This window comes from Pseudomonas graminis (genome assembly GCF_013201545.1).
GTDB lineage: Bacteria > Pseudomonadota > Gammaproteobacteria > Pseudomonadales > Pseudomonadaceae > Aquipseudomonas.
Genome location: NZ_CP053746.1, coordinates 974,734 through 987,032, shown reverse-complemented (window position 1 = coordinate 987,032; position 12,299 = coordinate 974,734). Strand labels below are relative to the sequence as shown.

General features: G+C 57.3%; 11 protein-coding genes. 10 read left to right on the top strand and 1 reads right to left on the bottom strand.

The genetic code is table 11. The features are described from left to right. The first annotated feature begins 164 nt into the window (after positions 1 to 164). The 10 genes from FX982_RS04465 to FX982_RS04420 all read left to right on the top strand — a co-directional run bounded on the left by FX982_RS04465 (position 165) and on the right by FX982_RS04420 (position 10,902). Complete coding sequence (locus FX982_RS04465) at positions 165 to 974, top strand: DUF2076 domain-containing protein (protein ID WP_172609800.1); 810 nt, start codon at positions 165 to 167, stop codon at positions 972 to 974. Between the two features lie 286 nt (positions 975 to 1,260). After that, positions 1,261 to 1,740: an NYN domain-containing protein gene (locus FX982_RS04460; RefSeq protein WP_108121635.1), complete on the top strand. Its 480-nt coding sequence runs from the start codon at positions 1,261 to 1,263 to the stop codon at positions 1,738 to 1,740. Between the two features lie 73 nt (positions 1,741 to 1,813). After that, positions 1,814 to 2,440 (top strand): 3'-5' exonuclease, encoded by a 627-nt coding sequence (locus FX982_RS04455; RefSeq protein ID WP_172609799.1) that lies wholly within the window; start codon positions 1,814 to 1,816, stop codon positions 2,438 to 2,440. Positions 2,441 to 3,058: 618 nt separating this feature from the next. Continuing rightward, positions 3,059 to 3,949 carry a drug/metabolite exporter YedA gene (yedA, locus tag FX982_RS04450; RefSeq protein ID WP_172609798.1) on the top strand — a complete coding sequence of 297 codons (891 nt, stop codon included), beginning with the start codon at positions 3,059 to 3,061 and terminating at the stop codon, positions 3,947 to 3,949. Positions 3,950 to 4,018: 69 nt separating this feature from the next. Further along, entirely contained in the window at positions 4,019 to 5,356 is a 1,338-nt protein-coding gene (locus tag FX982_RS04445; RefSeq protein WP_172609797.1) for a DEAD/DEAH box helicase, read from the top strand. Positions 5,357 to 5,552: 196 nt separating this feature from the next. After that, positions 5,553 to 6,629, top strand: coding sequence for a dTDP-glucose 4,6-dehydratase (gene rfbB / locus FX982_RS04440; protein ID WP_122536924.1), 1,077 nt, complete (start codon positions 5,553 to 5,555; stop codon positions 6,627 to 6,629). After that, entirely contained in the window at positions 6,626 to 7,531 is a 906-nt protein-coding gene (rfbD, locus tag FX982_RS04435; RefSeq protein WP_172609796.1) for a dTDP-4-dehydrorhamnose reductase, read from the top strand. Before rfbB ends, rfbD begins: the two co-directional genes overlap by 4 nt. Next, a complete protein-coding gene (rfbA, locus tag FX982_RS04430) occupies positions 7,528 to 8,418 on the top strand; it encodes a glucose-1-phosphate thymidylyltransferase RfbA (RefSeq protein WP_122536926.1) in 891 nt (296 codons plus the stop codon). The genes rfbD and rfbA overlap by 4 nt, the downstream gene beginning before the upstream one ends. A 31-nt stretch (positions 8,419 to 8,449) precedes the next feature. Then, positions 8,450 to 9,358: a glycosyltransferase family 2 protein gene (locus FX982_RS04425; protein ID WP_172609795.1), complete on the top strand. Its 909-nt coding sequence runs from the start codon at positions 8,450 to 8,452 to the stop codon at positions 9,356 to 9,358. A 167-nt stretch (positions 9,359 to 9,525) separates the two neighbouring features. Next, entirely contained in the window at positions 9,526 to 10,902 is a 1,377-nt protein-coding gene (locus FX982_RS04420; RefSeq protein WP_172609794.1) for an FAD/NAD(P)-binding protein, read from the top strand. Positions 10,903 to 11,048: 146 nt separating this feature from the next. On the opposite strand, the gene FX982_RS04415 is transcribed toward FX982_RS04420, so the two are convergent. Beyond that, positions 11,049 to 12,113 (bottom strand): acyltransferase family protein, encoded by a 1,065-nt coding sequence (locus tag FX982_RS04415; protein WP_172609793.1) that lies wholly within the window; start codon positions 12,111 to 12,113, stop codon positions 11,049 to 11,051. Positions 12,114 to 12,299: the final 186 nt, after the last annotated feature.

The following is a 12,299-nucleotide window of genomic DNA, read 5'->3' as shown; positions in this document are numbered from 1 at the left end:
GACACTGTAACGTAGAGCTGTAAAACGGGCCAACCGGCGGCGGCAGACCGTCCTTCTTAACTTTTTGTACATCCTATTGAAACGCCCTTGAACAGCCCCATTACCTGGATGTGTCCGGGCAATGGCCCAGAACAGAATTCCTACGGCAATCTAACGAGGTCGCCATGAACAGCGAAGAACAAACCCTGATCGATGGCTTGTTTGGCAAGCTCAAACAAGCAGAAACCGAGTCGGCCCCCCGTGATGCGCAGGCCGAAGCGCTGATCAAGGAGCACCTGACTCGCCAGCCTGCCGCGCCTTATTACATGGCGCAGTCGATTCTGGTGCAGGAAGTCGCGATCAAGCAGCTGGAGGCCCAGAGCCGTCAGCGCGACGAGCAGATTCAACAACTGCGGGCTGAACTGGAGCGGGCCAAATCCGGCGCACCCGCGCAGTCCGGCAATGGCGGTGGCTTTCTGTCGAGCATCTTTGGCGGCGGTTCCCGCGAGCCACAGGCTCAGCAGCCGGCTTCGTCGTTTTCCCGTCCTTCCAGTCCGCAGCCTTCCTCGGGCGGCTGGCGTGAAAGTGGTCCGGCGAGCGCACCGCAGCAAAACTATGCTCAACCACAGCAAAATTATGCCCAGCCGCAACAGGCACCGGCTGCACCGGTCGGCAGTGGTTTCCTCGGCGGCGCGCTGAAAACCGCAGCGGGCGTGGCCGGTGGTGTGATGCTGGCGGAGGGCATCAGCAGCCTGTTCCACCACAACAGCCAACCGCAGGAAATCGTCGAGATCATCCAGGAGCAGCCGGCCCAGCCTGCTGCCGAGCATGATCAGGGCGGCAGCGGCGGTTGGTGGGATGACCAGCAGCGCGTGACGGGTAATGACAGTACCGGCAACGACGCCTGGGGCAGTGATTCCAATGGCTTCGCCGATACCGATTACGGCAGCGACACCGGTGGTGGCTTGTTTGATGAAGACGATTCGTTCATCTGAGACCCGCAGCTAACGCCTCCCTGTGGGAGTGACCAGAGTGGCGCTCCACCTTGCTCACGAAGACGGCGTATCAGACGCTAAATATCCAGCGTGTGTCCCGGCCCCTTCGCGAGCAAGCTCGCTCACAGTTAATTCCATCGTGGCCCGTGCATCTGCAGCGTTGCTAAAGCGTTGCTGGCTAGCGGGCCTCCGCACCCAATCCTTCAATCCCGTCCCCAAACTGGCATACTGAGCGCCGGTCCGGTCTTCGGGCCCTTGTCGCTTGTCAGCGCATCGAGGAATTTGGGTGAGAAGAATCGCGGTCTTCGCCGACGTACAGAATCTGTATTACACAGTGCGTCAGGCTCACGGTTGCCACTTCAATTACGCCGCCCTGTGGGCTGACATCAGCCAGCGCGGGCAGATCGTCGAGGCCTATGCGTATGCCATTGACCGCGGCGACAGCAAGCAGCAGCAATTCCAGCAGATCCTGCGCAACCTCGGTTTCACCGTCAAACTCAAACCCTACATCCAGCGCAGCGACGGCTCGGCTAAAGGCGACTGGGACGTGGGTATCACCATCGACATCATGGACGTCGCGCCGAATGTCGACGAAGTCGTGCTGGCATCCGGCGATGGGGATTTTGACCTGCTGCTGGAGCGCATCATCAGCAAGCACGGCGTCGAAGCGATTGCCTACGGCGTGCCCGGGTTGACCGCCAATTCGCTAATCCGCGCGGCCAGCCGTTATGTGCCGATCGAGGGCGGGTTGCTGCTCAAGACCTGATGCAACACGCGCTTATCAAGCGCCGCAACACACCAAACAAAACGCACCACCCGCTATTTCTGAAGGCCACTCTATGCAAGAACGTATCGCCGTCATCGACTTCGAAACCACTGGCATTTCCCCCAGCAGCTACTGCCGCGCCACGGAAATCGCTGTGGTGATCGTGGAGCAGGGCGTTATCGTCGAGCGCTATCAAAGCCTGATGAACGCTGGCGTGCGCATCCCGTCTTTCATTGAGTCCCTGACCGGCATCAGCAACAGCATGCTGCGCACCGCGCCGCCGGCTGAACGGGTCATGAACGAAGTCGCCGAGTTCGTCGGCCTGACACCCCTGGTGGCGCATAACGCCTCGTTCGACCAGAAGTTCTGGGACTTCGAGCTGTCGCGCATCAAGCGCAATCGCGTGCAAAGCTTCGCCTGCTCGATGCTGCTGGCGCGACGTCTGCTGCCACACGCGCCAAACCACAAACTCGGCACCCTCACCAGTTGGGCCGGCTTGCCCCACACCGGCAAGGCTCACCGGGCCATGGCCGATGCCGAAATGGCCGCCAACCTTACGCTGCACCTGGGCCATCAACTGCGCGACACCCACGGTCTCGCCGGCGTTTCCCACCAGTTGCTGTGCAGCCTGCAAAAAGTCCCGGCGAAGAAAATTGCGGATGCGATCAGCAAGCACCGGGGGCTCGCCGCGGGTCAATAGGGGTGGATGAGCGCGTGCTGTTAGTGGGACCGGCTTTAGCCGGGAAGAGGCCAGCATGTTCGACATCAAATTTGCAGCGTGACAACCGAAGCCATCCCGGCTAAAGCCAGTCCCACTGGATGAACGCGTGCCCTTAGTGGGACCAACTTCAGCCGGGAAGCGGCCAGCGTATTAGACATCAAATTTGCAGCGTGACAACCGACGTCTTCCCGGCTAAAGCCAGTCCCACTGGATGAACGCGTGCTGTTAGTGGGACCGGCTTCAGCCGGGAAGAGGCCAGCGCGTTCGACATCACTTTTGCAGCGCGACAACCGACGTCTTCCCGGCTAAAGCAGTCCCACGGGTGTACGCAATCTGTTAGTGGGACCGGCTTTAGCCGGGAAGAGGCCAGTATGTTCAATATCAAGTTTGCAATGTGACAACCGAAGCCATCCCGGCTAAAGCCAGTCCCACTGGATGAACGCGCTCAGCGGGACTGGCTTCAGCCAGCCGCACTAAACCCCCGCTTCAGCCCCCGAGAAAGTGTACGGGTCGAATAAACCTCATTTGTAACTGACGTCACCCGCTCGGACATTTCTAGAATCAGTCCCACAATAAACGACTGTACTAGAGCCTTTCATGCCTGCCGCCCGCCGTTTTCCCCTGCTGCTCATCGGGGCCTTTTTCGCGCTTTATGTGATCTGGGGCTCAACCTATCTCGCCATCCGCATCGGTATTGAAACCTGGCCTCCACTGATGATGGCCGGGGTGCGTTTCACCATCGCCGGCTCCATCCTTTTCGCCTTCATGCGCTTTCGTGGCGCGCCGATGCCGACCTGGAAGCAGTGGAAATCCGCCGGGATGATCGGCTTTCTGTTGCTCGCCTGCGGCAACGGCGGCGTTACTTTGGCGGAACATGCTGGCGTTGCCTCTGGCGTCGCTGCACTGGCGGTGGCCTCAGTGCCGTTGTTCACCTTGTTGTTCGGCCTGTTCTGGGGCCATCGCAATACCGGGCTTGAATGGGCGGGCATCCTGCTCGGTCTCGTCGGCATCTCCTTGCTCAACCTCGGCTCGAACCTGCAGGCCAGCCCCATGGGCGCCGCGCTGGTGATCTTCGCCGCCGCGACCTGGGCGTTCGGTTCGGTGTGGAGCCGCTACTTGCCATTGCCCGCCGGGCCGATGGCCAGCGCCTGCGAAATGCTGGTGGCCGGCGCGGTGCTGTTGCTCGGCAGCTTCATCAGCGGCGAACGCATGACCCAGTCTCCCGGCCTGTCCGGCTGGCTGGTCATGGCCTATCTGGTGGTGTTCGGCTCCATCGTCGCGTTCAGCTCCTACATGTACCTGCTGAAGAACGTGCGGCCTGCCGCCGCGACCAGCTATTGCTACGTCAACCCGGCGGTGGCGGTGTTGCTGGGCGTGTTGTTCGCCGGCGAACACATCGGCTGGGCGGAAGGTGCGGCGATGGCGGTGATCATCAGCGCCGTCGTGCTCATCGGCCTGCCGCAGTGGCGCAAGCAGAAACCGGTGTAGAAAGGGTAAACTGCGCGCCATTGTCTTCTACAGACTCTTGTGCGCTGACCTTTTTCCAACGGTACTGAAATGACATTCGCCTCCCTCGGCCTGATCGAACCCCTGCTGCGTGCCCTCGAAACACTGGGCTATCAGACTCCCACCCCCGTTCAGGCCCAGGCGATTCCGCCCGTGCTCGAAGGCCGCGACCTCATGGCCGCCGCCCAGACCGGCACCGGCAAGACCGCAGGTTTCGCGCTGCCACTGCTGCAACGCCTGACCATGGAAGGCCCGAAGGTCGCTGCCAATTCCGTCCGTGCGCTGGTGCTGGTGCCGACCCGCGAACTGGCCGAACAGGTTCACGAAGCCATCGCGCAATACGCCGAGCACCTGCCGCTGACCACTTACGCGGCCTACGGCGGCGTCAGCATCAACCCGCAAATGATGAAACTGCGCCGAGGCGTTGATGTGCTGGTCGCCACTCCCGGCCGGCTGCTCGACCTGTATCGCCAGAACGCGGTGAAGTTCTCCCAACTGCAGACCCTGATCCTCGACGAAGCCGATCGCATGCTCGATCTCGGCTTTTCCGAAGAGCTGCGCGACATCTACGCCGCGCTGCCGAAGCGCCGTCAGACGCTGCTGTTCTCCGCGACCTTCTCCGATGCGATTCGCGCGTTGGCCGGGCAGATGCTCGACAACCCGCTGACCATCGAGGTTAGCCCGCGCAACGTGGCGGCGTCGTCGGTCAAGCAGTGGATCGTCACCGTCGACAAGAAGCGCAAGAGCGAGCTGTTCATTCATCTGCTCAAGAAGCATCGCTGGGGTCAGGTGCTGGTGTTCGCGAAAACCCGCGTCGGTGTCGACCAGTTGGTCGAGCGCCTGCAAGGCCTGAGCCTCAACGCAGACGGCATTCACGGCGACAAACCTCAGGCCACTCGCCAGCGTGCGCTGGATCGCTTCAAGAGCGGTGACGTGCAGATCCTGGTCGCCACCGATGTGGCGGCTCGCGGTCTGGACATCGACGACCTGCCGACCGTGGTCAACCTCGACCTGCCGATCGTTGCCGAAGACTACATCCACCGCATCGGCCGCACCGGTCGCGCGGGGCAGACAGGGGAAGCGATCTCTCTGGTGTGCGCCGACGAAGTCGACCTGCTCAGTGCCATCGAAATGCTTACCCGCCAGACCCTGCAGCGCCGTGAAGAACCCGACTTCATTCCGGAACACCGCGTGCCGGCCACCGACGCGACCGGGCAGATTCTGAAAAAGCCGAAGAAGCCAAAGAAACTCAAAACCAGTGGCGGAGGCGGCAAACGCAATCTGGGCAAATGGGTGGATAGCGGCGAAGCGGCGCATGAAGTACCGGCCATCAAGCCAGTGCGCAAAGTACCGGTGTTCAACACCGGGCCGCGTAAGCGCAAGCCTTAAGGCGCCTTGAACACCCTGTAGTAATAATGGACGTTGCCGTTAAAATGCGGTCTGTTCATTTCGTTGATCGTCGGTACCTGTGTTCGGACGTATCCGACAGTTGATTCGCACAAGAGGCTGACCATTTTCTGGCACCCTCGCTTTCCATGGACCCGGCAGCGCGCAAAGTTGCCAACACTCAGGGTATGAATTTCGCGTGAAGATCTTAGTTACTGGCGGCGCAGGCTTCATCGGCTCAGCAGTCGTACGGCACATCATTGCCAACACCACCGATTCGGTCGTCAACGTCGACAAGCTGACTTACGCGGGTAACCTTGAGTCGCTGCAAACAGTTGACCAGAACGGGCGCTATGCCTTCGAACACGTCGACATCTGCAACCGCGAAGACCTTGATCGCGTATTCCGCGAGCATCAGCCGGATGCCGTGATGCACCTGGCGGCCGAGTCCCATGTTGACCGCTCCATCAGCGGGCCGTCCGAGTTCATACAGACCAACATCATCGGCACTTACGTGTTGCTTGAAGCCGCACGCGGTTATTGGTCTGCGCTGGACGAGAGCCGGAAGTCTGCATTCCGCTTTCACCACATTTCAACCGACGAAGTGTACGGCGATCTCCATGGGCCGGAAGATCTCTTCACCGAAACCACCCCGTATCAGCCAAGCTCGCCATATTCAGCGAGCAAGGCAAGCTCCGACCACCTCGTCCGCGCTTGGGCGCGCACCTATGGCCTGCCGACGCTGGTGACGAACTGCTCGAACAACTACGGGCCGTTCCACTTCCCCGAGAAACTGATCCCGTTGGTCATTCTCAACGCGCTGGAAGGCAAGCCGCTGCCGATCTACGGCAAAGGCGACCAGATCCGCGACTGGCTGTTTGTCGAAGACCACGCCCGTGCGCTCTACAAAGTCGTTACTGAAGGCGAAGTGGGCGAGACCTACAACATCGGCGGTCACAACGAGAAACAGAACATCGAAGTCGTGCGCACCGTTTGTGCATTGCTCGACGAATTGCGTCCTGATTCAGCGTTCCGTCCTCACGTTGAGCTGCTGACTTATGTTCAAGACCGTCCGGGCCACGATCTGCGCTATGCGATCGACGCCAGCAAAATTCAGCGTGAGCTAGGCTGGGTTCCCGAAGAAACCTTCGAATCCGGGATCCGCAAGACCGTGCAGTGGTACCTCGATAATCCTGAGTGGGTTTCGCACGTTAAAAGCGGCAGCTACCAACAGTGGATCGACAAGAACTACGCAGAGCGCGAAGACAAAGAATGAAAATCCTCCTGCTCGGTAAAAACGGCCAGGTCGGCTGGGAGCTGCAACGCGCCTTGAGTGTATTGGGCGAAGTGATTGCACTTGATCGCCATCCGGCCGCCACTCCCTACGGCACGCTGGTGGGCGACTTGTCGGACCTCGCCGGTCTGCGCGAAGCCATCCGTAGCGTGTCGCCGCAGGTCATCGTCAATGCGGCTGCTTACACCGCAGTAGACAAAGCCGAAACCGAGCGCGAACTGGCACACACCATCAACGCGTTGGCGAGCCAGGTGATGGCCGAAGAAGCCAAGCGTCTCGACGCGCTGCTGGTGCACTACTCGACCGACTACGTGTTCGACGGCAGTGGCATGAAGCCGTGGAAAGAGACCGACGCCGTCGCGCCGGTCAATTACTACGGCGCCACCAAGCTGGAAGGCGAACAGTTGATTGTCGCTTCGGGCTGCAAGCACCTGATATTCCGCACCAGCTGGGTGTATGCGGCGCGTGGCAACAATTTCGCGAAAACCATGCTGCGCCTGGCCAAAGACCGCGCCTCGTTAAACGTGATCGCCGATCAGATCGGGGTGCCGACTGGCGCTGATCTGCTGGCGGACGTGGCGGTGGCCGCGCTTCAAAAAGCGCTGGTCAACCCTGAGCTGTGCGGCATTTACCACCTCGCTCCTGCCGGCGAGACCTCGTGGCACGCCTACGCGAGCTACGTCATCGATTTCGCTCGCGCTAACGGTGAAGTGCTGGCGGTCGAGACGATAAGCCCGATCGCAACCACCGAATACCCTACACCCGCTAGTCGTCCGCTGAATTCGCGCCTTGCGACGGACAAGCTACGCGAGACCTTTTCTCTACACTTGCCGGATTGGCAAAGTGGCGTAACCCGCATGCTTATGGAAGCTCTGAACAAATGAACACGACCAATCGTAAAGGAATCATTCTGGCCGGCGGTTCGGGCACTCGCCTGCACCCGCTGACACTGGGCGTTTCCAAGCAGATGCTTCCGATCTACGACAAGCCAATGATTTTCTACCCGTTGTCGGTGCTCATGCTGGCTGGCATGCGCGAAATTTTGATCATTTCGACGCCCGACGATTTGCCGAGCTTCCGCAAGTTGCTCGGCGATGGCAGTCAATACGGCATCGAACTGACCTACGCCGAACAGCCTAGCCCGGATGGCCTCGCCCAAGCCTTTATCATTGGCGAAGAGTTCATCGGCAAAGACCCTTGCTGCCTGATCCTGGGCGACAACATCTTTTACGGCCAACACTTCTCGGACAACCTGCGCGCCGCCGGCGAGCAGACCGAAGGCGCGACCGTGTTCGGCTACCACGTCAACGATCCGGAGCGTTTTGGGGTGGTTGAGTTCGACAAGGACGGCCGCGCACTGAGCATCGAAGAAAAGCCAGCAGCGCCGAAATCAAGCTATGCGGTGACCGGTCTGTATTTCTACGACAACCAGGTTGTCGAGATCGCGAAAAACATCAAACCGTCCGAGCGGGGCGAGCTTGAAATTACCGACGTCAATCGTGTCTACCTTGAGCAGAAGAGCCTGACTGTACAAATGCTGGGTCGCGGCTTCGCCTGGCTGGACACCGGTACCCACGAATCGCTGCTGGAAGCCAGCCACTTTGTCCACACCATCGAACAGCGCCAAGGCTGGAAAGTGGCATGCCTCGAAGAGATCGGTTACACCAACGGCTGGATCACCGAAGAGCAGGTCGCTTCCCAAGCTGAAAAGCTGAAGAAAACCGGGTACGGACAGTACTTGCAAAAGATGCTTGACCACGGCAACGCGTGATAGACCTTTGAACGAATAGGCTGCCAACAGCATGTCTTTTGAGTTACCCGAAGTCGCTGTGCTGTTGGCTGCCTATAACGGCATGTCGTGGATAGAGGAGCAGATTGCCTCTATCCTCGCGCAGACCAATGTGCACGTCAGCATCTACATCAGCGTCGACCCGTCGACCGATGGTACCGAAGGCTGGTGCGCCGAGTACGCGGCGACTCACCCTAACGTAACGTTGCTCCCTTCTGCAGGCCCATTCAAGGGCGCCGCACGCAACTTCTTCCGCCTGATACGCGATGTCGATATCGGCGAATACGATTTTGTATCCTTCTCCGACCAAGACGATATCTGGTATCCCGACAAGCTTGAGCGTGCGGTTGCAAAACTGCGTTCGGACGATGTTGACGGTTACTCCAGTAACGTCGTCGCCTTCTGGCCCGATGGCCGAAGAATGCTTGTCGACAAAGCCCAGCCTCAGGTGCAATGGGATCACCTCTTCGAAGCCGCGGGGCCGGGATGCACGTATGTGCTCAAGCCAGCGCTAGCAGCGGGGTTCAAGAGGCTGATCGTGGATGAGTGGGAGAGGGTGCAGGACGTCGCGTTGCATGACTGGTTTTGTTATGCGTACGCGCGCAGCCATGGGTTTACGTGGTTTATCGATCCAGTGCCTGGGATGGATTATCGGCAGCATGCGGATAATCAGGTTGGGGTGAATACTGGATTCAGCACAGCAATCGCACGGGCGAAGAAAGCCCTGAACGGTTGGTGGTTCGCTCAGGTGTCAATAGTTGGATCGCTTCTAGATAGTCACCCTGACGGTGCGCCACATATCAGTTCACGATTATGGCTGGCGTTGACCGCCCGCAAGTGTCGCCGCCGTCGCCGCGACCAGATCGCCTTCACGCTGGCGTGTGTCGGATCAATTGTGGCTGGAAGTAGATTTAAATCCTGAGGTCCTCATCGGAAGAGAAAACCAGGCATGATGATTGATGCGCCCGGAATACGAGTCATTTGTTCATATGGGGCCAGGAGACGTGCGGGGTCCAACCGCGGCAATCGGTACCGAATCTTGTTTTGCCTTTGGTGGAACTTAGCTGCGAATCAGGTAGAGGAATATGTATGAGGCGCGTGGTGATCATCGGCGCGGGATTCAGTGGCACTGTAGCTGCGGTTGAATTCATGAGACATGCTCCCCAAGGAGCAGAATTAATACTGGTAAATCGTTCTGGCAAAATGGCGCGGGGTTTAGCATACGGAACGAGTAGCCCACACCATCTATTAAACGTGCCTGCTGGCAATATGTCCGCACTGCAGGATGATCCAGACTCTTTTGTGCGTTTCTGCCGTCGCTTAGACACTGAAACTCACTCCGGCAGTTTCGTCTCTCGTTCGCTATACGGTGTGTATTTGGAGGAGCTCCTGGCCGTTGCTGAGTCGCAAAGCGCAGGTCGTGTCACCTGTCGGCGCGTAGCGGGTAACGTGCTCTCGGTTGAAAAGAAGGGGAGCGACGTCTTGTTGGAAATGGCTTGCGGAGCAAAAATCCTGGCTGATCATGTCATTCTGGCGCTGGGAAATTTTGCCCCCTCAAATCCACTGGCTGTAAATCCACAATCATTTTCGCCATTTTATATCGCAGACCCGTGGTTGAATCACTTGGAGCTTGCCCATAAGGATGCTCCCAGGGTCCTGCTCATTGGGACGGGACTGACTGCTGTCGATGTATTATTGTCCATCAAACGCTCCCTGCCGTCCGCGCAAGTTTTTATGGTCTCACGCCGCGGGCTGCACCCAAAAGCCCACAGGGACCAGCTCCCAGCTGATGGCTTTACGACGGATGTCCAGAGTTTAATTCTTAATGCTGCGCCTACTGTTCGGACGTATTTAAGGATCGTACGGAACTGTATAAGTATCTCGTCAGAGCATTGGAGGGAGGTAATTACGGCTCTCAGAAATATCACTCCAGAATTGTGGTCGCGTTTGCCGTTAATCGAGCGTAGGCGTTTCCTGCGACACCTCCAGGTATATTGGGACTCACATCGGCACAGAATTGCGCCCGAAACGTCTCGCATTTTCGAAGCTGGTATACAGGATTCTAGTGTTGAACTCATCGCAGGTAGAGTTACCGCAGTGGAGATCAAAGGGGATGTCTGTGAGGTCGACGTGGCGCGGCGTGGCTCTGAGCGCGTTTATCGGGTGGCGGTCAACAAGATAATCAATTGCACTGGACCTTGCACTAGCCTCTCTAGAATAGAAGATGAGTTGATGCGAAATCTTGTCAGCGCCGATATTATTTCCTCAGATAATCTTGGGCTGGGGATTAATGTATCACCTCGCTATGAAGTATTGAGCAGTCAGGACATTGCGACGCCATGGCTTAGTTATGTTGGGCCGATGCTTAAAGCTACATACTGGGAAGCGACAGCCGTACCTGAGTTGCGGGTCCATGCTAAAGCGCTGGTAATTGAAGTCATGCGCAGGTTATCCGCTGCGCCCTAAGAGCAAAGCGACTTCTCAGTCGGCACCTGCTATAGGGCTACTGCCGTCTCTTAAGGAGGCGCCAGGGCCCTAATGCCTGCTTGAACGACAGGCGCCAACTGTAAGCCTTCGGAACTCAAGCGCTGAGCGCGAACTGCCACAAGCGGCTATGGGACTGAAGCTCTATGCCGCGAGGCGTTAAAATACCACTTTTCAAATAGCATGTACGACACATAGGAAGCAAAAAGGGTAAGCACAAAAGTCGTCAAAAATGCAAATACGGCACCCCCAAGCGACGCGGGCCATGGAGTTAGCTTGTATAGCACAAGGGACGCAATGACCGAATGATACAAATATAGCGAATAGGACAGCGTGCCCAGCGTTCTCATAGCGGGAAGCATAAGGAACGAGCCAAGGGCAGAGGTTCGCCATACCAGTCTAACAAACAGCACTGCGGCGCACGCCAGGAATAGGGAATAATAACTTTGGTAGCTAATGACTCCTAAAGCCTTTATGACTCCGCAGCTTAGGTAAGCAATGACCGCAATCGAGAGGGGGATTTTGGATGCGAATGCTTTGAGGGATGATTCAGATAAAATCCCGATGAGTCCCCCCACAAACAGAGCTTCGAACCGGATGAGCGAAGTCGGTATGCAGAACAGAATTGCTAGCAAAATTACGAACTTTATGGAGGCTTTAGCTGTATTGCCTGGTACCAGTGCCAATGCAGGTATTATCACGTAGAAAGCGAATTCGTATCCGAGCGACCAAGATACGTGGTTGTAGGGCATCACCCCCAACGCCGGAAAAGCATTTAAAAAAATCAGGTTGCCCAGGAAGTCCATGATTTTCCACGGCCATCCAAATACTTGCACCACAATTAGGGTGGTGATGAGTAGCGACACGAGAAATGCAGGATAGATGCGCTTAACTCTGGCGAGTACGAAGCTCGAATAAGAGAAGTTTGGTTTCTGGATCAGTCTTGTCATCAAAAAGCCGCTGATGATGAAAAAGATATCTACGCCATGGTTGCCGTCCGCTAAATAATATAGCGCCTTAAGCGTTCTTGAGTCGGAGGAGTAGCTAAACTCAAGTGGACTTATTTTAAAATATTCGAGAACAATTCCGGAGAGGACATGCTCAACGAATACAATGAGCGCAGCGTAAAATCTCACTCCTTCTAAGCAGGGGTATGCTAACGGCCTGACAAGCAAGACAGTGCTTTTTTTCATGCTATATGTGGCCTGTTCTGGGTTGTTTTTATTAGCCATGCTGAAGGAGAGTAGCCGAAGCTACCTAGTTTTTAGGCTTTTTCCCACGACCCCGTATCTGGTAAGTTTTGAAGTGTGATGAGTGTGATTGCTCAAGTCCAGACTTTTGTTAAGCCGTGCCGAGCTGACTTATAGTCGAGCACATCA

What these genes read in the sequence shown, in the direction of transcription:
- FX982_RS04465 (WP_172609800.1), top strand. Translation starts at nt 165, where the DNA reads ATGAACAGCGAAGAACAAACCCTGATCGATGGCTTGTTTGGCAAGCTC.
- FX982_RS04455 (WP_172609799.1), top strand. Translation starts at nt 1,814, where the DNA reads ATGCAAGAACGTATCGCCGTCATCGACTTCGAAACCACTGGCATTTCC.
- yedA (WP_172609798.1), top strand. Translation starts at nt 3,059, where the DNA reads ATGCCTGCCGCCCGCCGTTTTCCCCTGCTGCTCATCGGGGCCTTTTTC.
- FX982_RS04445 (WP_172609797.1), top strand. Translation starts at nt 4,019, where the DNA reads ATGACATTCGCCTCCCTCGGCCTGATCGAACCCCTGCTGCGTGCCCTC.
- rfbD (WP_172609796.1), top strand. Translation starts at nt 6,626, where the DNA reads ATGAAAATCCTCCTGCTCGGTAAAAACGGCCAGGTCGGCTGGGAGCTG.
- rfbA (WP_122536926.1), top strand. Translation starts at nt 7,528, where the DNA reads ATGAACACGACCAATCGTAAAGGAATCATTCTGGCCGGCGGTTCGGGC.
- FX982_RS04425 (WP_172609795.1), top strand. Translation starts at nt 8,450, where the DNA reads ATGTCTTTTGAGTTACCCGAAGTCGCTGTGCTGTTGGCTGCCTATAAC.
- FX982_RS04420 (WP_172609794.1), top strand. Translation starts at nt 9,526, where the DNA reads ATGAGGCGCGTGGTGATCATCGGCGCGGGATTCAGTGGCACTGTAGCT.
- FX982_RS04415 (WP_172609793.1), bottom strand. Translation starts at nt 12,113, where the DNA reads ATGAAAAAAAGCACTGTCTTGCTTGTCAGGCCGTTAGCATACCCCTGC.